General features: G+C 74.7%; 25 protein-coding genes. 14 read left to right on the plus strand and 11 right to left on the minus strand.

The annotated features are described in order from the left end of the window. Positions 1-275: 275 nt before the first annotated feature. A complete protein-coding gene (ndk, locus tag BM064_RS19465) occupies positions 276-698 on the minus strand; it encodes a nucleoside-diphosphate kinase (RefSeq protein WP_092862456.1) in 423 nt (140 codons plus the stop codon). A 110-nt stretch (positions 699-808) separates the two neighbouring features. Between ndk and BM064_RS19470 the strand changes: the two genes are divergently transcribed. Beyond that, the gene (locus BM064_RS19470; RefSeq protein WP_092862459.1) at positions 809-1318 is read left to right on the plus strand and encodes a DinB family protein; all 510 of its coding nucleotides are present in this window, start codon (positions 809-811) and stop codon (positions 1316-1318) included. Beyond that, on the plus strand, positions 1315-1830 hold the full coding sequence (locus BM064_RS19475) for a MaoC family dehydratase (RefSeq protein WP_177236330.1): 516 nt from the start codon (positions 1315-1317) through the stop codon (positions 1828-1830). The genes BM064_RS19470 and BM064_RS19475 overlap by 4 nt, the downstream gene beginning before the upstream one ends. A gap of 69 nt (positions 1831-1899) precedes the next feature. Here BM064_RS19475 and BM064_RS19480 read toward each other — a convergent pair whose 3' ends face one another. After that, entirely contained in the window at positions 1900-2274 is a 375-nt protein-coding gene (locus tag BM064_RS19480; protein ID WP_143103386.1) for a hypothetical protein, read from the minus strand. A gap of 235 nt (positions 2275-2509) precedes the next feature. On the opposite strand from BM064_RS19480, the gene BM064_RS19485 reads away from it, so the two are divergent. Both BM064_RS19485 and BM064_RS19490 read left to right on the plus strand, forming a co-directional pair. Beyond that, positions 2510-4432 carry an ABC-F family ATP-binding cassette domain-containing protein gene (locus BM064_RS19485; protein ID WP_092862468.1) on the plus strand — a complete coding sequence of 641 codons (1923 nt, stop codon included), beginning with the start codon at positions 2510-2512 and terminating at the stop codon, positions 4430-4432. A 36-nt stretch (positions 4433-4468) separates the two neighbouring features. After that, on the plus strand, positions 4469-4720 hold the full coding sequence (locus BM064_RS19490) for a DUF7218 family protein (protein WP_092862471.1): 252 nt from the start codon (positions 4469-4471) through the stop codon (positions 4718-4720). A 369-nt stretch (positions 4721-5089) separates the two neighbouring features. Here BM064_RS19490 and BM064_RS19495 read toward each other — a convergent pair whose 3' ends face one another. Further along, the gene (locus tag BM064_RS19495) at positions 5090-5446 is read right to left on the minus strand and encodes a cupin domain-containing protein (protein WP_092862475.1); all 357 of its coding nucleotides are present in this window, start codon (positions 5444-5446) and stop codon (positions 5090-5092) included. 228 nt (positions 5447-5674) lie between these two features. On the opposite strand from BM064_RS19495, the gene BM064_RS27030 reads away from it, so the two are divergent. Continuing rightward, a complete protein-coding gene (locus tag BM064_RS27030; protein ID WP_143103387.1) occupies positions 5675-6265 on the plus strand; it encodes a retropepsin-like aspartic protease family protein in 591 nt (196 codons plus the stop codon). Between the two features lie 19 nt (positions 6266-6284). Here the strand turns inward: BM064_RS27030 and BM064_RS19505 are convergent, their stop codons facing one another. The 4 genes from BM064_RS19505 to BM064_RS19520 form a co-directional block, all read right to left on the minus strand. Beyond that, positions 6285-7499: an amidohydrolase family protein gene (locus BM064_RS19505; protein ID WP_092862481.1), complete on the minus strand. Its 1215-nt coding sequence runs from the start codon at positions 7497-7499 to the stop codon at positions 6285-6287. A gap of 438 nt (positions 7500-7937) precedes the next feature. Beyond that, a complete protein-coding gene (locus BM064_RS19510) occupies positions 7938-8747 on the minus strand; it encodes a sugar phosphate isomerase/epimerase family protein (protein ID WP_092862484.1) in 810 nt (269 codons plus the stop codon). Between the two features lie 129 nt (positions 8748-8876). Then, the gene (locus BM064_RS19515; protein WP_092862487.1) at positions 8877-9341 is read right to left on the minus strand and encodes a DNA polymerase III subunit chi; all 465 of its coding nucleotides are present in this window, start codon (positions 9339-9341) and stop codon (positions 8877-8879) included. Between the two features lie 119 nt (positions 9342-9460). Then, a complete protein-coding gene (locus tag BM064_RS19520) occupies positions 9461-10951 on the minus strand; it encodes a leucyl aminopeptidase (protein WP_092862490.1) in 1491 nt (496 codons plus the stop codon). 651 nt (positions 10952-11602) lie between these two features. Here BM064_RS19520 and lptF point away from each other — a divergent pair. The 7 genes from lptF to BM064_RS19555 all read left to right on the plus strand — a co-directional run bounded on the left by lptF (position 11603) and on the right by BM064_RS19555 (position 20351). Continuing rightward, on the plus strand, positions 11603-12754 hold the full coding sequence (gene lptF / locus BM064_RS27570; protein ID WP_092862493.1) for an LPS export ABC transporter permease LptF: 1152 nt from the start codon (positions 11603-11605) through the stop codon (positions 12752-12754). Beyond that, entirely contained in the window at positions 12751-13929 is a 1179-nt protein-coding gene (gene lptG, locus BM064_RS19530; RefSeq protein WP_092862496.1) for an LPS export ABC transporter permease LptG, read from the plus strand. The genes lptF and lptG overlap by 4 nt, the downstream gene beginning before the upstream one ends. A gap of 52 nt (positions 13930-13981) precedes the next feature. Then, on the plus strand, positions 13982-16240 hold the full coding sequence (locus BM064_RS19535; RefSeq protein ID WP_092862499.1) for an LPS-assembly protein LptD: 2259 nt from the start codon (positions 13982-13984) through the stop codon (positions 16238-16240). Between the two features lie 172 nt (positions 16241-16412). After that, entirely contained in the window at positions 16413-17372 is a 960-nt protein-coding gene (locus BM064_RS19540) for a peptidylprolyl isomerase (protein ID WP_143103389.1), read from the plus strand. Beyond that, on the plus strand, positions 17356-18375 hold the full coding sequence (gene pdxA / locus BM064_RS19545) for a 4-hydroxythreonine-4-phosphate dehydrogenase PdxA (protein ID WP_092862505.1): 1020 nt from the start codon (positions 17356-17358) through the stop codon (positions 18373-18375). Before BM064_RS19540 ends, pdxA begins: the two co-directional genes overlap by 17 nt. Then, positions 18372-19226: a 16S rRNA (adenine(1518)-N(6)/adenine(1519)-N(6))-dimethyltransferase RsmA gene (rsmA, locus tag BM064_RS19550; RefSeq protein ID WP_092862508.1), complete on the plus strand. Its 855-nt coding sequence runs from the start codon at positions 18372-18374 to the stop codon at positions 19224-19226. The genes pdxA and rsmA overlap by 4 nt, the downstream gene beginning before the upstream one ends. 201 nt (positions 19227-19427) lie before the next feature. Beyond that, positions 19428-20351 (plus strand): aminotransferase class IV, encoded by a 924-nt coding sequence (locus BM064_RS19555; RefSeq protein WP_218161081.1) that lies wholly within the window; start codon positions 19428-19430, stop codon positions 20349-20351. Between the two features lie 215 nt (positions 20352-20566). On the opposite strand, the gene BM064_RS19560 is transcribed toward BM064_RS19555, so the two are convergent. The 4 genes from BM064_RS19560 to BM064_RS19575 all read right to left on the minus strand — a co-directional run bounded on the left by BM064_RS19560 (position 20567) and on the right by BM064_RS19575 (position 22922). Further along, a complete protein-coding gene (locus tag BM064_RS19560) occupies positions 20567-21097 on the minus strand; it encodes a MarR family winged helix-turn-helix transcriptional regulator (protein WP_092862514.1) in 531 nt (176 codons plus the stop codon). Between the two features lie 92 nt (positions 21098-21189). Next, positions 21190-21477 (minus strand): FAD assembly factor SdhE, encoded by a 288-nt coding sequence (locus BM064_RS19565; RefSeq protein WP_092862517.1) that lies wholly within the window; start codon positions 21475-21477, stop codon positions 21190-21192. Then, complete coding sequence (locus tag BM064_RS19570) at positions 21474-22397, minus strand: ROK family protein (protein WP_092862520.1); 924 nt, start codon at positions 22395-22397, stop codon at positions 21474-21476. Before BM064_RS19570 ends, BM064_RS19565 begins: the two co-directional genes overlap by 4 nt. 144 nt (positions 22398-22541) lie before the next feature. Continuing rightward, the gene (locus BM064_RS19575) at positions 22542-22922 is read right to left on the minus strand and encodes a helix-turn-helix domain-containing protein (RefSeq protein ID WP_092862522.1); all 381 of its coding nucleotides are present in this window, start codon (positions 22920-22922) and stop codon (positions 22542-22544) included. Between the two features lie 258 nt (positions 22923-23180). On the opposite strand from BM064_RS19575, the gene BM064_RS19580 reads away from it, so the two are divergent. Then, positions 23181-24101: a DMT family transporter gene (locus BM064_RS19580; protein ID WP_092862970.1), complete on the plus strand. Its 921-nt coding sequence runs from the start codon at positions 23181-23183 to the stop codon at positions 24099-24101. A 101-nt stretch (positions 24102-24202) separates the two neighbouring features. After that, positions 24203-25405, plus strand: a complete 1203-nt coding sequence (locus BM064_RS19585) for a pyridoxal phosphate-dependent aminotransferase (RefSeq protein ID WP_092862525.1) — start codon at positions 24203-24205, stop codon at positions 25403-25405. Positions 25406-25688: the final 283 nt, after the last annotated feature.

A 25688-nucleotide genomic window follows, 5' to 3' on the forward strand; every position in this document is an offset into this window, starting at 1 on the left:
GCGCCGTTCGCGTTCGCGGGAGCGGGGACGGCGCCGATCGCTCCGACGACCGGCGCGGAGCGCGGGCGGTTGGCGGGCGACACGCGCGCCGGCCCCACCTTCCCTTGCAGCGCCGGCCGCCCGGCCCCGCCCGCCGCAGACGCGGCGTCCGCCCTGCGCCGCCGTCGCCGCCCTCGACCCAGGCGTGCGACACGAAAACGCCCGCCGCGGCGGGGGCCGGGGCGGGCGCGTTCAGGTCAGGTCGCCGGGGCGCGGGGCCGCCGGCGAGGGCGGCCTCAGCCGACCAGCTCGAGGCCCGAGAAGAAGAAGGCGATCTCGATGGCCGCGTTCTCGGCCGAGTCGGAGCCGTGGACCGAGTTCTCGCCGATCGAGAGCGCGAAGGCCTTGCGCACGGTGCCCTCGGCGGCTTCGGCCGGGTTGGTGGCGCCCATGACTTCGCGGTTGCGCGCGACGGCGGACTCGCCCTCGAGCACCTGCACCACCACGGGGGCGGAGGCCATGAAGTCGCAGAGCTCGCCGTAGAAGGGGCGCTCGGCGTGGACGGCGTAGAACTGGCCGGCCTGGGCCGGGGTCAGCTGGATGCGCTTCTGCGCGACGATGCGCAGGCCGGCATCCTCGAACATCTTGTTGATCGCGCCCGTGAGGTTGCGGGCGGTCGCGTCCGGCTTGATGATGGACAGCGTGCGCTCGACGGCCATGGGTGGTCCTCTCGTCAGGAGATCGGGGTGTCGATCAGGTTGTCGGAGGGGCCGCGCGATCGCGCCGGCCCCGGAAAAGGCGCGCGCTCGGTAGCATGGGAGACCGGACCATGAAAGCGCATTTCGCGGGCTTCGCCCGCTACAACGCATGGGCGAATCGTCGCCTCTACGACGCCGCGGCAGGGCTGAGCGACGGCCGGCTCCGCTCGGACGAGGGCGCGTTCTTCGGCTCGCTCCACGGCACGCTCAACCACCTGCTGGTCACCGACGTGATCTGGATGGCCCGGATCCGCGGCATCAAGGGCCCGCCCTGGACGCTCGACCACATCGCCCACGACGATTTCGCCGACCTGCGCGCCGCGCGCGAGGCGCTGGATGCGGATATCGTCGCCGGCATCGACGCGCTGCGCGAGTCCGACATCCTTGCAGGCGAGATCGCCTATACCCGCGTCACGCGCCCCGAGCTGATCGTGCAGCCGCTGGCGCACGCGCTGGCGCATCTGTTCAACCACCAGACCCACCACAGGGGGCAATGCCACATGATCCTGACCCGGCTGACGGGAACCGCGCCCGAGCTCGACCTGCTGGTCTACCAGCGCGAGGCGACGGCCGCCGCATGACCGACCTCCGCCCCCCCGTCTGGTTCGAGGACCTGACCCCCGGCACGGTCATCAAGACCGCCGGCGCCACGATGACCGAGGGCCAGATCATCGAGTTCGCGATGCGCTGGGACCCGCAGCCCTTCCACATCGACGTGGAGGCGGCGAAGGAGAGCATGTTCGGCGGGCTGGCGGCCTCGGGCTTCCACACCATGCTGACCGCGTTCCGGCTGCTGCACGCGACCAATTTCATGTATCCCGCCGGCCAGGGCTCGGGCGGGATGGAGAGCCTGCGCTGGCTGATCCCGGTGCGGCCGGGCGACACGATCCGCATGGAGTGCGAGGTCACCGACGCGCGCGTGCTGAAGTCGAAGCCGCACATGGGCGTGTGCGCCTTCCACTACCACGTCTACAACCAGCGCGACGAGCAGGTGATGGACTGGAAGGCCTCGGCCTTCTATCTGCGCCGCCCCGAGAACCGGCCCGGGAACCGGCCCGAGGGCGGGACGGCGGCGGGAGCGGCGGCGGAGTGAGGGGGCTCGCCCGCGGGCGGCCCGCGCCGGCGTCGCGAGGGGGCCGCGCCCCCGGCGACGCGGGCGGGGTCAGTCGAAGCGGGCCTCGATCGGCGTCGGCAGGCCCGCGACGCGGGGTTCGGAGCGCACGCGGGCGCCGATCGCCTCGATCCGCGCCAGCGCGCGCGCAGCGGTGACCGAGGCGCCCCCGGTCTCCTCAAGCAGTTCGCAGCAGGTCTCCGACAGGTCCTGGAGCGCCCGGCGCGCGCGTTCCGCCTCGTCGGGGTCGCCGTTCAGGCGGGCCACGTCGGCGAGGAAGGCTGCGATCTGCCCCGCCACGAAGGCCGCCGCCCCGACCGCCTGTTCAGGCGGCAGCTCGTAGACCTCGCCCAGCACGTCGAAGACGGCGTCTTCCAGTTCGGCCCTCCGATCGTCTCCATCCCGCAAATTCGTTTGTGCGCGCATGGCCTTGGCCCCTTTTCGGCTTGCGACAGCTTGTGCGTCGAAGTGTAGCTGGGGCGCCGGGCCTATCAAAGCGAATCAAGCCGTCGCGGATGAATATTCGATTGTCATGAACCACCGACCGCCCTGTAATGGGGTCGGTTTCCGCACAGCGGCGCCATGATCCGCGCCGGGCCCCTTCGACGCCCCCCCGCGACGGGCCTTTCCCCGGCCCGCGGCCTGCGCTATCCGCGGGCCCATGATCGCGATCCGCAACATCGACTTCTCCATCGCCGGCCGCCCCCTGTTCGAGGGCGCCTCTGCCACGATTCCGCTCGGCCACAAGGTGGGCGTCGTCGGGCGCAACGGAACCGGCAAGACCACGCTGTTCCGCCTGATCCGGGGCGAGCTGCACCTGGACGGCGGCGAGATCGAGGTCGGCCGCGGCCTGCGCCTGGGCGGCGTCGCGCAGGAGGCGCCGGGAACGGAGCTGTCGCTGCTGCAGACGGTGCTCGACGCCGACGAGGAGCGCGCGGCGCTGCTGCGCGAATCCGAGACCTCCGAGGATCCCCTGCGCATCGCCGAGGCGCAGGAGCGTCTGGTCGCCATCGAGAGCCACACCGCCGAGGCCCGCGCCAGCGCGATCCTGCGGGGCCTGGGCTTCGACGCCGAGGCGCAGGCGCGGCCGTGCTCGGAATATTCCGGCGGCTGGCGGATGCGGGTGGCGCTGGCGGCGGTGCTGTTCTCGCGCCCCGACATCCTGCTGCTGGACGAGCCGACCAACTACCTCGACCTCGAGGGCTCGATCTGGCTGGAGAACTTCCTCGCCACCTGCGCGGCGACGGTGATCGTGATCTCCCACGACCGGGGGCTCCTGAACCGGGCAGTGAACCACATCCTGCATCTGGATCGCAAGAAGCTGACCCTCTACGGCGGCGGCTACGACCAGTTCGAGGAGGTGCGCCGCCTGAAGATGGAGCAGACGGCCGCCGCCGCGGAGAAGCGCGCCAAGGCCCGCGCCCATATGCAGAGCTTCGTGGACCGCTTCCGCGCCAAGGCCTCCAAGGCCAAGCAGGCGCAGAGCCGGATCAAGATGCTGGAGAAGATGACCCCGATCGAGTTCCAGGCGGACTCGGACGTCTCCCCCTTCTCCTTCCCCTCCCCGGCCGAGCTGCCGCCGCCGCTGATGCAGGCGGAGAAGGCGGTGCTTGGGTATAATGGCCGGGCGGTGCTGCGGGACCTCAACTTCCGCATCGACCAGGACGACCGCATCGCGCTGCTGGGCGCCAACGGCCAGGGCAAGTCGACGCTCGCCAAGCTGATCTCCGGCCGGCTGCCGCCGATGGAGGGGGGCTGGCGCTGCTCGCGCGGGATGAAGGTCGGCTTCTTCGCCCAGCACCAGCTCGACGAGCTGGTGCCCGGCGAGACGCCGATCCAGCACGTCCAGCGCCTGCTGCCGGATGCGCCGCAGGGCAGGCTGCGCGCGATCCTGGCGCGCGGCGGCATCGGGGGCGACATCGCCGCGAACCCGGTCGACCGGCTCTCGGGCGGGCAGAAGGCGCGGCTCTTGATGCTGCTCGCCGCCTGGGACGCGCCGCATGTGCTGGTGCTGGACGAGCCCACCAACCACCTCGACATCGAGAGCCGCGAGGCGCTGGCCCAGGCGCTGGCGGAATACGAGGGCGCGGTGATCCTGATCTCCCACGACCCGCACCTGGTCGAGGCGGTCGCGGACCGGCTGTGGCTGGTCAAGGACGGGCGCGTGCGCGCCTACGACGGCGACATGGAGGACTACCGCCGGCTGCTGCTGTCCGAGCGCGGCGGCGGCGGCCGGCTGGCGAGCCAGGCCGAGAAGCGCGAGGCGAAGGAGGCGAAAGCCGCCGAGAAGGCCGCCGCGAAGGAGGCCGCCCGCCCCCGCCGCTCCCAGGCGGAGCTGCGCCGGGCGCTGGCGCCGCTGAAGGCGGAGGTCGCGAAATGCGAGGAGCGCATCGCCAAGCTGGAGGCGATGCGGCGCAAGATCGACGCCCGCCTGATGGCGCCGGGCTTCTACATGAACGCCCCCGCCGACGAGGCCGAGGCCCTGCAGCGCAAGCGCGCCGAGATCGAGGCCGCGGTGCTGCGGGCCGAGGACCTGTGGGCGGCGGCGCAGGAGCGGCTCGACGCCGAGGAGTCCGCGGCCTAGATCGAACGGGCGGGGGGGCTGACCACGGAGGCCCCGATGCCGAACCCGAGCATCAAGGACGAAGACGTCTACCAGGCCCTGCGCGACCAGGGCGCGAGCAAGGAAAAGGCGGCGCGCATCGCCAACGCGAAGGCGGCCGGCGACAAGCCGTCCCGCAAGGGCGGCAAGGCCTCGCCCTACGAGGACTGGACGGTCGAGGCGCTGCGCAGGCGCGCCGCCGAGCTCGACGTCTCCGGCCGCTCGAAGATGCGCAAGGCCGAGTTGATCGAGGCCCTTCGCGCCCGTTGACCGCCCCCGGCGGCGCCGCCGCCTCCCTGCGTCCACGCCGGCCGCAGGACCCGGTCGCCCCCGGCGCCCCCAGCTCGTCATCCGGCCATAGGCCCGCACTCGGCGGCGGCCCGGCCAGGCGCCGCCTCGACCCGGCGCCGCGGGCGCGCGGCGCCGGCCGGGCGCGACCCCGACGCGGCGCCTCCGCCGCCCGCGACCGGGGTCGCGGCCAGTACCGTCAGGCAGCGGCCGGCCGCGGGAGGCGGCCCGCGCCGCGCGCGGAGCAGGCCCTGTCGTCAGCGGCCGGCGAGGGTCCGGCCCGGCGCCCCGCCCGCCCGGCGCCGCGGGCGGAGCCGCGCGGCCGGACGGGACCGCGACGCAGCGCCTCGTTCAGCCGCGAGGCGCGTCGAGGCCGGTGACCTCCGAGGGCGGGGCGAAGACGTCCACCGCGACCGTGTCCTCCAGCGCCTCGATGGCGTGGGGCACGCCGCCGGGCAGGCGCAGCAGGTCGCCGGGGCCGATCTCGTAGACCGTGGTCTCGCCCGGATGGCCCACCGTCAGGCGCAGGCGGCCGAGGATCACCAGGGTGAACTGCTCGTTGGGATGGCTGTGGGGCGGCAGCGACAGGCCCTTCGCGACGATCGCGTGCTGGATCATCGCCTGCTCGCCCTTCACCCGGCGCAGGATCGCGCCGGGGACCGGCTCCAGCCCCTCCATCTCGTCGAAAACGCTCTTCAGGCCCTGCATCGGTCCCTCCCCTGCCCGGCGCGCCGGCCCCGCGCCCGCGCCGCCGCCCGCAGGCTAGGCCGGGCGGCGCGCAGGGGGAAGGCCGGGCCGCGCGGCGCCCGGCGCGGGGCCCGGCGTGGGGCGGAGGAGCGAAAGGCGGGCGCGCCGCCCGGCGCCCTGCCGGCCCTCGCAGGGGCTTGCGGCCGGCGGGCGCTTGCGTTCCGCGCGCCTGCACCCGATGTTCCCCCCATGGACGCACTCGACGGCATCGCGCTGGAGCGCCTGGTCTACCTGGTCCTGCTCCTGGGCGTGGTGCTCTCGGCGGTGGTCTCCGTCTATCGCGGCCGGATCGGCACGGGGCTTCGCGACGCGCTGCTCTGGGGCCTGATCTTCATCGGCTTCGTCGCCGTCTACGGCATGCGCGAGGACCTGGCCGCCTCCCTCTCCCGCACCCAGGACCGGGTCGCGGCCTCGGGCGAGGTCGTCGTCCCCCGCAGCCCCGACGGCCATTTCCGGGTGCGCGCCCAGGTCGACGACGCGGAGGTGATCTTCCTGATCGACACCGGCGCCTCGGGCGTGGTGCTGACCGCCGACGACGCCCGCCGCGCGGGCTTCGACCCCGACGAGCTCGCCTATACCGGCCGCGCCCAGACCGCCAACGGCGAGGTGCGCCTCGCCCCGATCCGCCTCGCCCGCCTCCGGCTGGGCGAGGTCGAGGCCGAGCGCTTCCGCGCCTCGGTCTCGGAGGGGCAGCTGTTCTCCTCCCTCCTCGGCATGGACTTCCTGCAGCGCTTCTCGCGGGTCACGGTCGAGGGCGACCGGATGGTGCTGGAGCCCTGAGGCCGGCCTGCCCGCCGGCTCAGCCGATCCGGGAGACCTCCGCCAGCAGCCGCCCGCCGGCCGCGATCCGGCGGCCGTTCTTCCACACCTCGCGCCCGCCCGGGGCGCCGGCCACGGCCTCGGGCACGTGGGCGGCGGGGATCGTCACGAAATCGGCCGCGGCGCCGGGGCGGAAGCCGTAGTCGGCGAGACCCAGCGCCTTCGCTCCCGCCTCGGTGACGACGTCGAAGGCCATGGCGAGCTGCGCGTCGGTGTTGAAGCCCGAGCGATAGCCGATCATCCGCGCCCGCCCCAGCATGTCGCCGTCGCCGTAGGGGGACCACGAATCCCGGATGTTGTCGCAGCCCGACCAGACCGTCGCCCCCGCCTCGCGCAGCAGCGCCACCGGCGGGAAGTTCCGCGCGCCGGGGGCGGTGGTCATGATCGCCACCCCGGCGGCGGCGATCCGCTCGGCCGCCTTGCGCTGCGCCGTGGGGTCGACGTCGCCCAGGCCATAGGCGTGGGAGACGCCGACCCGGCCCTGCATCCCCAGCGCGACCGTGCGCTCGCAGATCCGCTCGATCTCGAAGACGCCCAGCGTGCCGGTGTCGTGCAGGTGGATGTCGACCGGCGCGCCCCGCCGTTCGGCGAGGTCGAAGACCGCGTCGAGGTGCCCCTCGACGTCGCGGTCGAAGGTGGCGGGGTCGAGGCCGCCGACCACCTCGCAGCCCATCTCCAGCGCCGCGTCCATCATCCCGGCGACGCCCGGCGAGTGCAGGATGCCGTTCTGGGGAAAGGCGCAGAGCTGCAGGTCGATCAGGCCCGCATACTCTTCGCGCACCGAGAGCAGCGTCTCGACATGGCTCAGGCCCACGGTCAGGTCGATCATCAAGTGGCTGCGCATGCGGGTGGAGCCGTGGGCGAGGCAGAGCTCGAGCTGGCTGCGCGCCCGCGGCGCGAGGGGCGCGGCCTGCGCCAGGTTCTCGTGCTGGAAGGCCACCCGCTCGTGCACGTCGAAGCCGTCGGTGCAGGGCTTGTAGGGGAACCAGGCGTCGCCCCAGAAGGAGGTGTCGAGGTGGATGTGCCCCTCGACGAAGCCCGGCGCCACGAGGGCGCCCGCGAAATCCACCGTGCCGCCGGCCTCGGGGCGCGGCGCGCCGGGCGGCAGGATCGCCTCGATCCGGCCGCCGGTCACGGCGAAGGCGGCGCGGGTGCCGTCAGGGAGCAGGGCGTTCTCGAAGATCAGGTCGGTCACGGGGGGGCGGGCTCCGGCGGCTGGGATCGGGGGCGGGCCCGCGCAGGCTAGAGCCTCGCCGGCGGCGAGGAAACCGCTCCGCGCGCGGAAGCGCCGCGTCGGGCCGGGCGCCCGGCCCGGGCGGTCCGCCCGCGGCGCATCGCGGCCGAGCCGCCCGGGACCCCGGCCGCGGGCCGGCGACGGGGCCCCCGGGCGCGCCCGTCGACCCGCGCCGCGGGCGGACCCGCGCGATGGGCGCACGGCCCGACGCGGCGGCGCCTGCGCGCGGGGCCGGGGACGGCGCCCCGGGGCCGGGCCCGCCGCCCGCGGCAGGCCTGCGACGGCGCCCGCAGGCGCCGCCCGGGCCGCGCGCCGCGGGCGGACCCTCGGCACGGGCGCGCGGCCCGACGCGGCGCTCCGCCGCCGGCGGCGCGCGCAGCGCCCGCCGGCCGCGCAAGCTCAGACCGCGACGCCCAGCTCGACCAGGTGGCGCGCGCCTTCGGGCAGGTCGGCGCGGTCCTTCAGCTCCAGGATCAGGCGCGCCCCGGGAGCGTGCTCGGCGATCGCGGCGAACAACGGCTTCCACGCGATCCGCCCCTGCCCCGGCGCCCAGTGCCGGTCCGCCCAGCCGTCCACGTCCTGCACGTGGACATGGCGCAGCCGCGCCCCGGCGGTCAGCACGTGCAGGTCCGTCGGCCGCCCGCCCCGCGCCACATGGGCGTATTCCGCGTGCCCGGTGTCGAGCGAGACGAAGACCGGCGCCGGCGCCAGCGCGTCGACCAGCGCCACGCGGTCGGCGGGGTCCTTGTCCTCGACGTTCTCGATCACGAGCTCCACGCCCAGCTCGACGGCGCGCGCCAGCACCGGGGCCAGCAGCTCGGCGCAGCGGGCGATCAGGCCCTCGCGCCCGCCCGGCATCAGCACGAGGTTGTCGTGGCTCCAGGTGGTGAAGGGCGAGTGGGCGACCATCTGGCTCGCCCCCAGCCGGCCCGCCGCCTCCAGCCCCTGCATGAGGCGGCGGCGCGCGAAGGCCTGCGCCTCGGGATCCCAGGCGGCGAGGTCGACGTTGAAGAACGGGCCGTGGATGCCCAGGCGCCCCGACCAGCCGTCGAGCGCCCGCTTCGCCGCCGCGACCAGCGGCGCGGGATCCTCGAGCGCGGCGGGCAGGAACCAGTCCTGGATCTCGAGGTCCCGGTCGCGCTCGCGCAGCCAGTCGACATGGGCGGGGATCTCGGCCGTCATCATCGCGGCCCCGAGAACGAGGGTCATGGGCAGGCTCCTGTCAGCTCGCCCCCTTCCACGCCCCGAAGACGACGGGGGCGTGACGGGACGAAGAAGGTTGCGCGACGCCGGCGCCCGGGCCTCCGCCGTCGGCGCGGCCGCGGGGCGGCGCCGGGCTCAGCCCCCGCTTTCGGCGCGCTTCACCCAGCGGCCGCCGTCCTGCGCCCAGTAGACCGCCTTCATCCCGCCCGAGGAGACCTCGCGCCAGGCCGCGCGGGCGCGGTCCTTGGCGGGCGCGTCGGCGTCGTCGAACATCAGCACCACCCGCTCGAAGCCCGCGAACTCGGGCACGTCGGGGGCGGCGCCGTCGACCAGCATCAGCACGTCGGGGCGGTTGGGGGTCTCGCGCCCGGCGGTGAGGTAGATGGGCTGCGCCTCGGGGAAGCCGTCCTCGGGGGCGCCGTGGGGGAGGAAGGACTCCTCGCGATAGGTCCACAGCCGCTGGTTCAGCGCCGAAACCCGCGCCTTGGAGCCCGCGCGCACGCAGACCCGCCAGCCGCGGGCGAGGCATTTCTCCAGGATCTCCGGCGCCGCCGCCTCCAGCGCCGTGTCGGTGAGGTGGTAGAACCAGGCCTCGGCCATGCGTCTTGCGACCTCTCGATGCGCTCCGCGATCCGGGCGCCGGCCGGGCCCGGCCCGGCGCGGTCTCGGGGGGCTCGACGCCCCCCGAGACCGCCCCGCCGCGCCGGGGCGCGCGGACCTCAGCCCTTCTCGCGCCCTTTCACCAGCGCGTCCACCGCCCGCACGCCCCAGCCGGTCGCGCCGCGGGGCGCGAGGTCGGTGGCCTCGGACATCAGCGCCACGCCGGCGATGTCGACATGGATCCACGGCACCTCGTCCTTGACGAAGCGCTTGAGGAACTGGGCCGCGGTGATCGAGCCCGCGGGCCGCCCGCCGGTGTTCTTGATGTCGGCGAGGCGCGACTTGATCTGCTTGTCGAAGGCCGGGTCCATCGGCAGGCGCCAGGCCTTCTCCCCGGCCGCCTTCGCCGCCGCGCCGAACTCGTCGGCGAAGGCGTCGTCGTTGGCGAAGTAGCCCGCGTACTGGTGGCCCAGCGCGATGATCATCGCCCCCGTCAGGGTGGCGAAGTTCATCATCACCGCGGGCTTGAACCGCTCCTGCGCGTACCAGAGCACGTCGGCGAGCACGAGGCGCCCCTCGGCGTCGGTGTTGATCACCTCGATCGTGTCGCCCTTCATCGACTTCACGATGTCGCCGGGGCGCTGCGCCTTGCCGTCGGGCATGTTCTCGACCAGCCCGACCAGCCCCACCACGTTGGCCTTCGCGCCGCGCAGGGCGAGCGCGCGCATCACGCCCGCCACCAGGCCGGCGCCGCCCATGTCCATGGTCATCTCTTCCATGCCGCCCGCGGGCTTGAGCGAGATGCCGCCGGTGTCGAAGACCACGCCCTTGCCGACCAGCGCGATCGGCGCCTCGTCGCCGCCGCCCTTCCAGGACATGACCACGACCTTGGAGGGCTGGCAGGAGCCCTCGCCCACCCCCAGCAGCGCCCGCATCCCGAGCGACTTCAGGTCGGCCTCCTCGAGGATCTCGACCTCCAGCCCCAGCTCGCCCATGGCGGCGAGGCGGGCGGCGAACTCCTCGGTGCCCAGCACGTTGGCGGGCTCGTTGACCAGATCGCGGGTGAAGAACACGCCCTCGGCCACCGCCATGTCGTCGCGCGCGGCGCGGGAGACCTTCTCGGGCGCGTCGGCGTAGAGGCGGACCTCGCCGCGCTCGGTCTTCTCGTCCTCGCCGGTCTTGTAGACGTCGAAGCCGTAGGCGCGCAGCGCCATGCCGAAGGCGAGGGCGGCGGCGATCCCGGGCTCGCCGGTCCCGCCCGCGAAGACCGAGATCCCCTTCTTCGCGGCCTTGCCGGAAACGGCGGCCGAGACCGCGCCGCCGGCCTTGCGCGCATCCTCGACCGAGGGCTCGGCCCCCAGCGAGACCAGCAGCAGCGCGTCGGCGGCGAGGCCCGCGGGAGCGGGGAAGCGGATCAGGTCGCCGGGCTTGCCCTTCCACTCGGCGGCGGCGACGGCGCGGGTCAGGCCGCCGCCCATGGCGGCGTCGGCGGCGGCCGCGGCGGGGGTCAGGGCGTCGGGGCCGAGCGCCAGGACCACGACGGTCCCGCCGGCGGCGGCCAGCGCGCCCTCTTCCTCGGTCTCGAACTCGATCTCGATCGGCGCGCTCATCTTCGGCCCTCCCCGGCGCTTCTTGCGATGATGTCGAAGACAGACCTAGCCCCGCGAGGCGCCCCTTGCCAGCGCCGCAGGGTCGCGGCGCGACGTCGCTGGCCGCGCGCGGGCGGCCCCCCGCCGCGCCCCGCGCGGGCGGCGGAGGCGCCGCGCGACGCGCCCGCCCCGGGGCGGGCGTCCGTCCCGCGGCGCGCGGGACCGCTCCGCCTGGGGCGAGCGGCGCGGGACGCCGCCGGCCCGCCCCGAAGCCCCTCCGCGGGTCTGCGCCGCGGGCCGGGCGCCGGCCCCGGGCGGCGACCGTCGCGCGGCGCGGCGCGCCCTGCGCCCCGGGGTGCGCGTGGCGGGGCGGCCCCCGCCCGCCCAAGGCGCGCCGCGTCGGCCTGTGCCGCGGGCCGAGCGCCTGCCCCCCGCGATGTCCGTCGCGCGGCGCGGCGCAACGCGGATCCCGGGGCACGCGCGCCGGGCACCGTCCCCGAACGCGACCCGCGCCGCGGCCGGGAACGCGCCGCGGGCCGGACGCCGGCCCCGGGCGGGCGCGCGGCGCGGCGCCTCGGCTCGGGGCGGGACGCGAGGGGCACGCGGCGGGGCGCCCCGGGGGCGCGAGCGGGCGTGATCGGGGCCGTCTTGCCTCCGCCCCGCGGCGAGCGCATGTTCCGCCCCATGCGCGGCGTCGCCTCCCGATACGTGATCTCCCAGATCCTCGGCCCCTTCGGCCTGTTCTCGCTGGTCCTGCTGGGGCTGGTGTGGCTGACGCAGTCGCTCAGGGTGATCGAGACGGTGGTCGCCTCGGGCCAGTCGGCGGCCGTGTTCCTGGAATTCGCCGCCCTGCTGCTGCCGGTGGTGATCTCGATGATCCTGCCGGTCGCGGGCTTCGCGGCCTCCCTCTACGCCCTGAACCGGATGTTCATGGACTCGGAGGTCGTGGTGCTGATGGCCGCGGGCATGTCGCGCCTGCGCCTCGCGCGTCCCGTGCTGATCTTCGGCCTGGGCGTGATGACGGCGATGTTCGTCGTCACCCTCTACCTGATGCCCACCGCCAGCCGCGAGCTGCGCGACCGCATGGCCGAGGCCGGCGCCGACGTCGCCGGCGCCCTGCTGCGCGAGGGCGAGTTCCTCAACCCCGCCGACGGCGTCACCGTCTACGTCCGCCGCGCCGGCCGCGACGGGCAGATGGCGGGCCTCTTCGTGCAGGACGACCGCGACGCCGACAGCCGCGTCACCTACACCGCCCAGCGCGCCGCCCTGGTGCGCACCGAGGCCGGCCCCCGGCTGGTGATGTTCGAAGGCGCCGCCCAGCGCTTCGACCGCGAGCAGCGCACCCTCTCGGTGCTCGCCTTCGACAAGCTGGTCTACGACCTCGCCCCCCTGATGCGCACCGGCGACGAGCGCCGGCTGCGCCCCTCGGAGCACTACTTCTGGGACCTGGTGGCCCCGAGCGAGGCGGTCCTCGACGGGCGCGAGCGCGACGAGTTCGTGGCCGAGGGGCACGAGCAGCTCTCCTCCCCGCTCTACGCCGTCGCCCTGCCCCTGATCGCCATGGCCGCCCTGCTGGGCCCGGGCTTCCGGCGGCGCGGCTACGGCAAGCGGCTCGCCGCGGGCGTGGCGCTGGCGGCGCTGTGCCGGCTGCTGGGGGTGGCGGCGAAGTCGACCACCGCCTCCTTCGCGCTGGCCTGGCCGGTGATGTATCTGGTGCCGGTCCTGGGGGCCGCGCTGGCGCTCGTGGTGCTTTGGCGCGGCATTCCCCAGCGACGCCAGCCCGCCCCCGACCCGGAGCCCGAGACCCCGGCGGAGGCCGCATGATCGGAACGCTCTCGCTCTACGTCATGCGCCGCTTCGTGGGCGCCTTCACCGCGGCTTTCGCCGCGGTGCTGTTGCTGGTGGTGCTGGTGGACCTCGTCGAGCAGATGCGCCGCTCGGCCGGGACCGCCACCAACTTCTCCCAGGTGCTGGAGCTGTCGCTGCTCCACGCCCCCTCGCTGATGATGGAGATCCTGCCCTTCCTGACCCTGATCGCCGCGCTGACCTGCTTCGCACGCCTCGCGCGGTCGTCCGAGCTGGTGGTGACGCGGGCGGCGGGCGTCTCGGTCTGGCGGCTGATCGCGCCGGCGGTGGCGGCCGCGGCGCTGGGGGGCGTGCTGGCCTTCTCGGTGCTCGACCCGCTGTCCGCCGGCCTCCTGCAGCGCTTCGAGCGGCAGGAGGCGCGCTGGATCAAGGACCGCGCGAGCCTGCTGTCGGTCTCAGGCAACGGGCTGTGGCTGCGCCAGGCGGGCGGCGAGGGGCAGACCGTGGTCCACGCCCAGCGCGCCAACGGCGACGGCACGCAGCTGTGGCGCGTCAGCCTGTTCCGCTTCGCCGAGGGCGACCGGCTGGCCGCCCGGGTCGAGGCGGCGCGCGCGGTGCTCGAGCCCGGGCGCTGGGTGCTCTACGACGTGCGCGAATGGGACCTCGCGCAGCCCACCGCGCGCAGCTCGCCCGAGGGCGGCACGCCGCCGGCGGGCGAGACCGACGCCCAGGCGCAGGCCGAGCTCGGCGTCGCCCCCGCCATGGGCTGGACCGACCTCGAGCAGCTGACCCTGCCGACCGAGCTGACCCGCGCCCAGATCCTGGAGAGCTTCGCCTCCCCCGGCACGATCTCCTTCTGGGCGCTGCCCGGCTTCATCAAGGGGCTGGAGGCGGCGGGCGTCTCGGCCGCGCGCCACCGGATGCACTGGCAGGCGCAGCTCGCGCTGCCGCTGCTGCTGCCGGCGATGGTGCTGATCGGGGCGGCCTTCTCGATGCGCCACGTGCGATTCGGCGGCCTGGGGCTGATGGCGCTGGGGGCGATCGGCACGGGGCTCGCCTATTTCTTCCTCGCCAACGTCACCCAGGCCTTCGGCGGATCGGGGGCGATCGCCGCCCCGCTCGCGGCCTGGATCCCGCCGGTCGCGATGACGTTGTTCGCCCTCGGCTTGCTCCTGCATCTCGAGGACGGCTAAAGGAGGGGGGCGGCCGGCCCTGCCCGGCGACCGATCCGGAGCTCCCGACCCCGTGCAGTCCCGCGCCCCCTCCGCCGACCGTTCCGCCCTGCGCGCGTCCCGCCGTCGTTCCGCCCTCGCCGTGCTGCTGGCCTCGGCCGCGGCGCTCTGCGCGCCGCCGGCGGCGATGGCGCAGGAGTCGCTTTCCGAGATGATGGCGGGCGAGTCGACCCAGGGCCCCGTCTCGCTGGTCGCCGACCGGGTCGAATACGACAACGAGGCCTCGACCCTGATCGCCGAGGGCAACGTCGAGGTCTATTACGGCGAGCGCACGCTGACCGCCTCGCGCATCGTCTACCAGCGCGAGTTCGACCGGCTGACCGCCGACGGCCCCATCGTGCTGCGGGGGCCGGAGGGGGCGACCGTGCTCGCCTCGGCCGCCGAGCTCGACACCCGGCTGCGCAACGGCATCGTCCGCGGCGCGCAGGCGGTGATGCGCGACAACCTCAAGTTCGCCGCGACCGAGGGCCGGCGCATCGACGGGCGCTACAACGTGATGAGCCGGGCGGTGTTCTCCCCCTGCCTCGTCTGCCCGGAGGACCCGACCCCCCTGTGGCGGATCCGCGCCGAGCGCATCGTCCACGACGAGGAGGCGCGCACGATCCACTACGAGGACGCGACCTTCGACCTGTTCGGCGTGCCGGTGGCCTGGACCCCCTACTTCCGCCACCCCGACCCGACGCTGGAGCGCGCCTCGGGCCTGCTGCCGCCGGAATACCTGCAGAGCTCCAACTTCGGCTACGCGCTGAAGGTCCCCTACTACTGGGTCATCGACGAGCAGACCGACGCCACCGTCACCCCCTACGTGACCACCGACGACGGGCTGATCGTCGAGGGCCAGTTCCGCCGCGCCTTCCGCCGCGGATCGATCGCGCTGCAGGGCTCGGTCACCCAGCAGGACTACGACGGCTCGGAGGAGCTGCGCGGGCACATCTTCGGAACCGGCCTCTACCGGCTGGCCGAGGTCGAGGGCGGGGGGATCGAGGCGGGCTTCTCGCTCCAGCAGGCCTCCGACGACGGCTACCTGCGCCGCTACGAGTACACCAACGACGACCGGCTCGAGTCCGAGCTGTTCCTGCGCGGCTCGGACGCGAAGGGCTGGGGCGAGATCAGCCTGGTGCGCTTCCAGTCGCTGCGCGACAACGAGCCCTTCGGCCAGATCCCCATGGCCCTGCCGGTGTTCGAGGGGCGGCGCGTCTGGGACGGGCCGCTGGGCACGCAGTTCGGCGCCACGCTCTCGGGCTACGCGCTCAAGCGCACGGCGGGGCAGGACACGGTGCACGGCTTCGGGCGGGTGGACGTCGAGCGGCAGTGGCTGACCGACTCGGGCGTCCAGCTCACCGCCTTCGGCGCCGTGCGCGGCGACGTCTGGCGGCTGAACGACGAGACCCCGGGAACCCCGGACGAGGAGCAGCGCGTGGCGCCGATCGCGGCGCTCGACATGCGCTACCCGCTGCTGCGGCGCGACGAGGGGGGCGACCTGCTCTCGCCCCTGCTGGGCGCGGGCGCCGTCACCCACGTGATCGAGCCCATCGCCCAGGCGGTCGCGGCCCCCTACTACTCCGACGTGCCGCCGTTCCCCAACGAGGACAGCCTGGTCGTGGAGTTCGACGAGACCTCGCTCTTCGACGTGCGCCGCCACGCGGGCTACGACGGGTTCGAGGAGGGTCCGCGCCTGAACCTCGGCCTGCGCTATGCGCGCATCGCCGACGACGGGGCGCGGCTGGCGGCCGCGGCGGGGCGGGTGTTCCGCACGCGCGAGATCGCCTCCTTCCCCGCGGGCCTGGGGCTGAACAAGCGCGAATCCGACTGGGTCGGCGCCTGGTCGCTGGAGATCCCGGACCTGGTCAAGCTCGCTCACCGGGTGCGGGTGGGCGACGATCTCGACCTGAACCGCAACGAGGTCTACGGCGCCGTCACCTTCGAGAACCTGGAGGTCGCGGGCTCCTACGTGTGGCTGGCGCAGGACGCGATCACCACCATCGACCGCCACGAGGTCACCGCCGAGGCGCGCTATGCGCTGACCCGCAACTGGTACGTGGGCGGCGAGCTGCAGCGCGACCTGCAGAGCGAGCGCTGGGTCGAGACCGAGGCGCTGGTCGGCTACGCCAACGAATGCGTGGACGTGGCCTTCTACGTCGGGCGGCATTTCACCTCGACGGTGGACGTGCCGGCCTCGACCTATATCGGCGCCCGGGTGAACCTGTGGGCGCTGGGCGGCGCGGGCGCGCCGGGCCCGAAGGCGGGCGCCTGCGCGCCCCGCTTCGAGTGACCGGCGCGGATCGCGCGCCCCGGAACGGCGCGCCCGGACGCACGGCGCGCGCGGACGCACGGCGCGTTCCGGCGCGCCCGGATGCACGGCGCGCGACGTCGCGCGCGGGCTCGCCGGGCTGGACTGGGGGCGCCTGCTGCGGCATGGGTGGCGCATGGCTGAGGAACTCCGAATGACTCCGATCTCTTCGCGCCCCGGGCGGCGCGCGCGCGCCCTGCTGGCGGGTCTGGCCGCGGCGCTGGCGCTGCTGGCCGCCGCCGCGCCGCAGGCGCGGGCGCAGGCCGCCCCCGACGCCTTCGCCGCCGCGGCCTTCGTCAACGGCCGGGCGGTGACCAACTTCGACGTCGACCAGCGCCAGAAGCTGATCGCGATCGCCGGCGCCGGCGCCGACGACCGCGAGACCGCCCTGCAGTCGGTGATCGACGACCGCTTGAAGCGCGGCGCGGCCGAGGCCGCGGGCATCCGGATCCCCCCCGAGGAGATCGAGGCCGCGCTGGGCCGCTTCGCCGCCTCGCTGGGCGTCAGCGGGCCGGCGGCGCTGGAGGCGCGGCTGAGCCGGGCCGGCGTCTCGCTGCCCGTGGCGCGCGAGTTCATCGAGACCGAGCTGCTGTGGTCCGCCCTGGTGCGCCGCGACTTCCTGCCCGGCGTGCAGGTGACCGAGGCCGAGGTCGACGCGCAGATCGAGGCGATGGGCCTCGACAAGCGGGTCAGCTACTCGATGGGCGAGATCGCGGTCCCCGACGAGGGCGACCCGGTCGCCAAGCGCGACGAGGTCCAGCAGTGGGTCGAGGAGCTGCGCGCCGGCGCCGACTTCGAGGCGATGGCCCGCGCTCGCAGCCGCTCGCGCACCGCCGCCGAGGGCGGGCGGATCGGCTGGGTGCCGGCCTCGGAGCTGCCGGGCGCGCTGGCCGCGATCCTGGCGCAGCTTCCCGCCGGCGGCGTCACCGACGCGCTGACCGCGCAGGGCGCGGTGGTGGTGCTGAAGGTCTTCGACAAGCGCGAGGAGCCGCGCGAGCTGAGCGCCGAGGACCGCGACCAGATCCGCGCCCAGATGCTCGAGCAGCGCCTGGCCCGCCAGGCCGAGGGCCGCTTGCAGCAGCTCCGCGCGCGGGCCTATGTCGAGCGGCGCTGAGGTCCCTGCCGCAGGGGCCGGCGCGCCGCCGCTGGCCCTCACCTGCGGCGATCCCGCCGGCATCTGCGCCGAGATCGCCGCGGGCGCCTGGTCGCGCCTGCGCGGCGCGGCGCCCCTGTTCCTGATCGGCGACGCCGACCACGCCGCCGCCCACGGCCCCGTGCAGCGCATCGCGGCGCCCGAGGAGGCGACGGCCGAACTCTGCGCCCACGCGCTGCCGGTCCTGCACCGCCCGCTCGCGGTCCCGCCCCTGCCCGGCCGCCCCGCCCCCGAGAACGCCCCCATGGTCGTCGCCGCGATCGAGGAGGCCGTGGCCCTCTCGCGCGCCGGCCGCGCGGGCGGGGTGGTGACCTGCCCGATCAACAAGAAGGCCCTCTACGACGGGGCCGGCTTCGCCTTTCCCGGCCATACCGAGTTCCTGGCCGACCTCGCCGGCGTCGCCCGCCCGGTGATGATGCTGGCCGGCCCGCAGCTGCGGGTGGTGCCGGTCACCATCCACATCGCGCTCGCCGCCGTGCCCGCCGCCCTGACGCCCGCGCTGCTGGAGGAGACGATCCGGGTGACGCACGCGGGCCTCGTCCAGGACTTCGCCCTGCCGAGCCCCCGCATCGCCGTGACCGGCCTGAACCCCCACGCGGGCGAGGGCGGCGCGATGGGCCGCGAGGAGATCGAGGTGATCGCCCCGGTGCTGGAGCGTCTGCGCGCCGAGGGCTTCGACCTCGCCGGTCCCCTGCCCGCCGACACGATGTTCCACGAACGGGCCCGGGCGCGCTACGACGCGGCGGTGTGCATGTATCACGACCAGGCGCTGATCCCGATCAAGGCGCTGGACTTCGACCGCGGGGTGAACGTGACGCTGGGCCTGCCCTTCGTGCGGACCTCGCCCGACCACGGCACCGCCTACGACATCGCCGGCCAGGGGCTGGCGGACCCGACCTCGCTGGTCGAGGCGATCCGGCTGGCCGCGTCCATGTCCGCGGCGCGGATGGGGGCGGGCGCGTGAGCGGTTCGCCCGACGGGTTGCCGCCGCTGCGCGAGGTGATCGCGACCCACGGGCTGGCGGCGAAGAAGAGCCTCGGCCAGAACTTCCTGCTGGATCTCAACCTCACCCGGCGCATCGCGCGCGCCGCGGGGCCGCTGGAGGGCGTCGAGGTCTTCGAGGTCGGCCCCGGCCCCGGCGGCCTGACCCGCGCCCTGCTGATCGAGGGCGCCGCCCGCGTGGTCGCCGTCGAGCGCGATGCCCGCTGCCTGCCGGCGCTCGCCGAGGTGAGCGCGGCCCATGGCGGCCGGCTGGAGGTGATCGAGGGCGACGCGCTGCAGGTGCAGGCGGCCGAGATCATGACCGCGCCCTGGCGGGTGGTGGCGAACCTTCCCTACTACGTGGGCACCGAGCTGCTGGTGCGCTGGCTGACGCCTGGCTCCTGGCCTCCGGGCTGGGAGAGCCTGACGCTGATGTTCCAGAAGGAGGTGGCGGAGCGGATCGTGGCCGGGCCGGGCTCGAAGACCTGGGGTCGGCTGTCGGTGCTGGCGCAGTGGCGCTGCGACGCGCGCATCGCCTTCGACCTGCCGGCCCGCGCCTTCACCCCGCCGCCGAAGGTCGATTCGGCGGTGGTGGTGCTGACCCCCCTGCCCGAGCCGCGCTTTCCCGCCGAGCCGCGCCTGCTCGACCGCGTCGTCGGCGCCGCCTTCGGCCAGCGCCGCAAGATGCTGCGCCAGTCGCTGAAGACCGCGACGCCCGCGGCGGCGGCGCTGTGCGAGGCGGCCGGCGTGACCGAGACGCTGCGGGCCGACGACGTCTCGCTGGAGCAGTTCTGCGCGCTGGCCCGGGCGCTGGGCGAGGCCTCGGCCGGCTGACCCTGCGCCCGCGGCCGGCGGAGCGATCCTGCGGCGCCCGCCGACGCGGGCATTCCCTCGTCTCGGCCCGCGCCTGCGCGCGGTCCTCGAGACGGCGGGCCGGAGGCCCGCCCTCGGCGCGGGCGGCGGGGCCCGGACTTGACCGGGGCAGGGTTCGGGGGGCGAATGGGGGCCCGCTCCCGTTTCGAAGGGTCCTCCCCCATGTCTCTCGACGCCTATGCCGCCGGCGCGGCCTATGTCGACGGCCGCTACATGCCCGTCGCCCAGGCCGCCGTTCCCGTCACCCATTTCGGCTGGCGCCGCTCGGACGTGACCTACGACGTGGTGGGGGTGTGGGAGGGGAGCTTCTTCCGGCTCGACGACCACCTCGCACGCTTCGCGGCCTCCCGCGCCGAGCTGCGCATGACCCCGGACGAGAGCGACGCGGACCTGCGCGCGATCCTGCACCGGGTGGTGGCGCTGTCGGGACTGCGCTCGGCCTACGTGTCGATGGAGTGCCTGCGCGGCGCGCCGGCGCCGGGCCAGCCGCGTCACCCGGCCTTCGTGCGGCCCTATATCCTCGCCTTCGCGATCCCCTGGGTGACGCTGGCCCCGGCGGAGATGATGGCGCGGGGGATGCACCTGATGGTCTCCGACACGCTCCGCATCCCGCCCGAGAGCGTCGAGCCGCGGGCGAAGAACTTCCACTGGGGCGACATGACCCGCGCCCAGTTCGAGGCGCTGGAGGCGGAGGCCGACTACGCCGTGCTGCCCGACCGCGAGGGCAACGTCACCGAAGGGCCGGGGTTCAACGTCTTCTCGATCACCGACGGGGTGGTGGCGACGCCGGTCCGCGGCGGGCTCGACGGGATCACCCGGCTGTCGGTGATGGAGCTCTGCGACGAGCTCGGCCTGCGCCTGGAGGTGCGCGCGATCCCGGTGGAGGAGTTCCGCGCGGCCGACGAGATCTTCACCTGCACCACGGCGGGCGGGATCATGCCGGCGAGCCGGATCGACGGGCGGCGGATGAACAACGACCGGCCGGGTCCGATCTCGACGCGCCTGCTCGAGCGGTTCTGGGAGAAGCGGGCGGAGGGTTGGCACGCGACGCCGGTGGACTACGCCGCGGCCGAGGAGATGGCCTGAGCGGTCGGCGCCGGGCCGCCCTCGCCGCCGCCGCCGCGCCGGCAGAACGGGCGACCGCGTCCCCCGCGGACGCTCCCGACCGGCGCGGCCTCGGCCTCGCGCCGCGGGCGGAACCGCGCGGCCGGCGCGCGGTTCGACGCGGCGCCTTCGGCGGGGTCGGGGCGGCGCCTTCGGCGGGAGCACGGAGTCGCCTTCGGCGGGGCCGGGGCGAGGGCTCAGTAGATGTAGCGGATATGGTCCATCCAGAACCGCTCGATCCGTTGCAGGGTGGCGTTGGCGTCCGGCAGGCGGCCCTGGCCGGCCATGGCGTCCTCGGCCAGGGCGCCGGCGTGGCGGCCGAAGAGCTCGGCCACGGTGTCGTGGATGAACCGGCCCCGGTCGGTCAGCCGGATGCGCACCGAGCGGCGGTCGACCTCCGAGCGCTCATGGTGGAGATAGCCCGCCTCCACCAGCTTCTTGAGATTGTAGGAGACGTTGGAGCCCTGGTAGTAGCCGCGGGTCTTGAGCTCCCCCGCCGTCACCTCGGCGTCGCCGATGTTGAACAGCAAGAGCGCCTGCACCGCGTTGATGTCGAGCAGGCCCAGACGCTCGAACTCGTCCTTCACCACGTCGAGCAGCAGGCGATGCAGACGCTCGACCTTCGACAGGAGATCCAGGTAGCACTCCCGATAGGCCGCCGGATCGGGCGCGGACGCCCCGGAACCGACGCCCGTGACCGACTTGGTCGCCTGAGCCGCCTTGGCCATAGCTCGACTCTCCCCGATGTGATCCTAGGCGGGGAAATTGAGAGCAAAAGCGAAACATGAGGTTAACGCGACCTGACCGGGCCGCGCCGGCGTCAGGCCAGGTAGTGGAAGCGGCGCACGGCGTCGAGCGCGGGCAGGTGCTCGGCCGGCGCCTCGCGCGCGCCGGAGACCCACAGGTAGAGGTCCTGGTCGTTCTCCTCCATCAACGCCTCCAGCGCGTCGAGGTCGCAGGTCTCGCGCCCCTCGACCAGCGCGTCGGCGTAGGGGCCCAGGATCATGTCCATCTCCTTGGTGCCCCGCCGCCAGCCGCGGATCTTGAGGCGGCGCAGGCGGCCCTCGAGGGCGGGATCGGCGCCCGGATCGGTGCGGGGATCGGTCATCGGGGGTCCTCCTCGTTCCACAGCCAGGCCGCGCCGCGCACGCCCGAGCTGTCGCCGTGCACCGCGCGGCGCACCTCCGTCTCGACCACGTCCGAGAACACGTAGGGCAGCATCGCCGCGCGCGCCCGCTCGGGCGCGTCGGGCAGGTTCGAGAGCCCCCCGCCCAGCACGATCACGTCGGGGTCGATCATGCCCGCCAGCAGCGCCAGCGCCCGGCCCCAGCGGTCGTAGAGGCGCGCGAAGGCGGCCTCGGCGTCGGGGTCGCCGGCGGCCTCCATCTCCGACAGCTCCCGGGCCGAGGGGCCGTCGCCCTCGCCGGCCCCGACCCTGCGCGCGAAGTCGGCCTCGAGCCCCGGGCCCGAGATCCAGACCTCGAGGCAGCTGCGCCGGCCGCACCAGCATTTCGGCCCGGGGAACTCGTCCTCGCGCGCCCAGGGGAGGGGGACGTGGCCCCACTCGCCGGCGATGCCGTTGCGCCCGCCCCAGGGCCGGCGGTCGACCACCAGGCCGCCGCCGACGCCGGTGCCGTTGATCGTGCCGAAGACCACCCGGCCGTCGGCGCCGGCGCCGTCCACGGCCTCGGACAGGGCGAAGCAGTTGGCGTCGTTCTCGATGCGCACGGGGCGGCCGATGGCCTCCATCAGGTCGCGGTCGAAGGGTTTGCCGAGCAGCCAGGTGGCGTTGCCGTTGCGCACGGTCCCGTCTCTGGGCGACAGCGAGCCGGGGATGCCCACGCCCACGCCCGGCGCCCGCCCGCCGGTCTGCGCCTCGAGGGCTGCGACCAGCTCGGCGATGGCGCGCACGGTGCCGGGATAGTCCTGGCGGGGCGTGGGGGCGCGCAGGCGGGCGAGCTCGGCCCCCTGGGCGTCCAGCGCCAGGCCCTCGATCTTGGTTCCGCCGAAGTCGATCCCGATGCGCATGCGCGGCCTCCCTGCCCTCGGGCGCGATCCGGCCCGGGTGGGCCCGAGCGGTAGCCGAGCCCGCCGGCTCAGGCAAGGCCGCGTCCTCGCCCCGCCGCCCCCCGCATCCCCGGCGGCCGGGGGCGGGCGGGGCGCGGGCCGGCCTCAGCCGGTCTTGCCGGCCTGGCGGATGCGCTTCTCCAGCCGGGCGAGGCGGTCGAGCAGGCGGCTCTGGGCCACGCGGATCTCGCGCATCTCGGCCAGCACGCCCTTGAGATCGGCGTCGGCGTCGTCCTCGGGCGAGACGCCGCCCTCCCCCTGCCCGGTCAGCAGCCAGATCATCGAGACGTTGAGGATGCCGGCGATCATCTGCAGCTTGTTCGCCCGCGGCTCGGAGCGGTCCCCCTCCCAGTTCTGGATGGTCGAGAGGCGCACGCCGGAGCGCGAGGCGAGCTGCGCCTGGCTGAGCCCCAGCGCCTCGCGCGCGGCGGCGAGACGGTCGCCGAAGGTGGCGGCGTCGTCGCTGTAATAATCGTCGTCGGTCATCTGCGGTCCTTCCCTCCGGGGGGTGGGAGACTCGGCCCCCTTGGCCGCAGTCTGCACCGGACCCAACGTCGCACCTGCGCCCCGGGCCGACCCCTTGGGGCGCGAAAGCGGCGGCGGGGCGCCCGCCCCAGCCGGCCGGCCGACAGGATGGCTCGACAGCGCCGGCCCCCGCGCGCAGGATCCGGGTCGCCGGCCGCCCCTCGCGGGGCGACAAGACCGTCCGGAGACGACGGCGGGAGGCGGGAGGACGAGATGCGCATGAGCGACCGCGCCTGGGCGGAGATGATGCTGCTCGGGCTGATCTGGGGAGCGTCCTTCACGACGGTCGCCGTGGCGATCCGCGAGATGGGACCCTTCCAGGCGGTGCTGTGGCGCACGGGCCTGGGCGCCGTGGTGCTGTGGGGGGCGGTCGCGTCGATCCGCGCGCGGGCGCCTGCGACCTGGCGCTTCTGGGGCGCCTGCACGGTGATGGGGATCCTCAACAACGTGATCCCCTTCACGCTGATGGCCTGGGGCCAGCAGAGCATCGAGAGCGGGCTGACCTCGATCCTCAACGCCTCGGCGGCGGTGTTCGGCGCGCTGGTCGCCGCCGCCGTGCTGCGCGACGAGCGGCTGACGGCGCGCCGCGCCATGGGCGTGGCGCTGGGGGTGGCCGGGGTCGCGGCGATCACCGGGGCGGAGGCGCTCACCGGCCTCGATCCGCGCAGCCTCGGCCAGCTCGCGGTGCTGGGCGGCGCGCTGAGCTACGCCTTCGCCTCGACCTGGGGGCGCCTGACGCTGGGCGGCGCCTCGCCGATCGCCGCCGCCGCGGGGATGTGCACGATGGCGTTCCTGACCATGATCCCGCTGACGCTGGCGATCGAGGGGCCGCCGCCGCTGGATCTGTCGCCGCGCGCCTGGGCGGCGGTGGCCTTCTACGGGATCGCGGGGACCGGCTTCGCCTATGTCATCTACTGGCGCCTGATCGCGAGCGCCGGCGCGGCCAACGCGCTGCTGGTGACGCTGGTCACGCCGCCGGCGGCGATTCTCCTCGGCCGGCTGCTGCTGGACGAGACGCTGCCCCCCCACGCCTACCTCGGCCTGGGGCTGATCGCGGCCGGGCTCGCGGTGATCGACGGGCGGCTGATCGCCCGGTTCCGGCGCCGGCGGGACGCAAGGATCGGGGGAAATGCGCCCTGAGCGGCGTTCGAGGGGCCGCTTTCGCTTGCCCTGCCGCGCCGTCGGGCCTATCAGTCCGACGCCCCGACGTGGGGCGAAATCCAACACCCGGGAGCATCATCATGGCCTTTCTCGCCGACAGCCTCGCCCGCGTGAAGCCCTCCGCCACCATCGCCGTGACCAACAAGGCGCGTGAGCTGAAGGCCGCCGGCAAGGACGTCATCGGCCTCGGCGCCGGCGAGCCTGACTTCGACACGCCTCAGCACATCAAGGACGCCGCCAAGGCCGCGATCGACGCGGGCCAGACCAAGTACACCGCGGTCGACGGCATCCCCGAGCTGAAGCAGGCGATCTGCGAGAAGTTCGCGCGCGAGAACGGCCTGACCTACACCCCCTCCCAGATCACGGTTTCGACCGGCGGCAAGCAGGTGCTCTACAACGCCCTGATGGCGACCCTGAACCCGGGCGACGAGGTGCTGATCCCCGCGCCCTACTGGGTCAGCTACCCCGACATGGTGCTGCTGGCGGGCGGCGAGCCGGTGGCGATCGACACCGGCATCGAGACCAATTTCAAGATCACGCCCGCGCAGCTCGAGGCGGCGATCACCCCCAAGACCAAGTGGCTGATCTTCAACTCGCCCTCCAACCCCTCGGGCGCGGGCTACACCGAGGCGGAGCTCAAGGCGCTGACCGACGTGCTGATGAAGCATCCGCACGTCTGGGTTATGACCGACGACATGTACGAGCACATCGTCTACCCGCCCTTCGTGTTCTGCTCGCCCGCCCAGGTCGAGCCCGGCCTCTACGACCGCACGCTGACCTGCAACGGCGTCTCCAAGGCCTACGCGATGACCGGATGGCGGATCGGCTATGCCGGCGGGCCGGAGGAGCTGATCAAGGCGATGGCCAAGATCCAGTCGCAGTCGACCTCGAACCCCTGCTCGATCTCGCAGTACGCGGCGCTCGCCGCGCTGACCGGGCCGCAGGACTACATCGACGAGAGCCGGGTCGCCTTCCAGCGCCGCCGGGACCTGGTGGTCTCGGCCCTGAACCAGTGCGAGGGGATCGAGTGCCCCGAGCCCGAGGGCGCCTTCTACGTCTACCCCTCGGTCGCCGGCTGCATGGGCAAGACCGCGCCGTCGGGCAAGGTGCTGGAGACGGACGAGGACTTCGTGACCGAGCTGCTGGAGACCGAGGGCGTCGCCGTGGTCCACGGCTCGGCCTTCGGCGCCGGCCCCTGCTTCCGCGCCTCCTACGCGACCTCGGACGAGTCGCTGACCGAGGCCTGCAACCGCATCCGCCGCTTCTGCGGCGCGCTGAAGTAAGCGCCCGGCCCCAGGCCGGGCCCATCGCCGGAACGACGCGGAGCGGCCCCTCGGGGCCGCTCCGTTTCGTTTCGGGCCGCCGTCAGGCGGCCAGGCGAGGCCGGCCGGGGGCGCGGCGCCCGCCCCCTCTCCCCGACGCCCTCGGCCGGCCTGCGCCGCCCGCCGCCGGCGCGCCGTGCGGCCCTCGCCCCGCCTCCGCCGCCGGCGCTCGCCCGCCCCCCGGCGCCGCGCCAGCCGCGCGCCGCGGGCGAGACCTTGCGGCCGGCGCGGCCGCCGACGCGGC

Origin of the sequence: Albimonas pacifica (assembly GCF_900113695.1) — a bacterium.
In the GTDB taxonomy this organism is placed as follows: domain Bacteria; phylum Pseudomonadota; class Alphaproteobacteria; order Rhodobacterales; family Rhodobacteraceae; genus Albimonas; species Albimonas pacifica.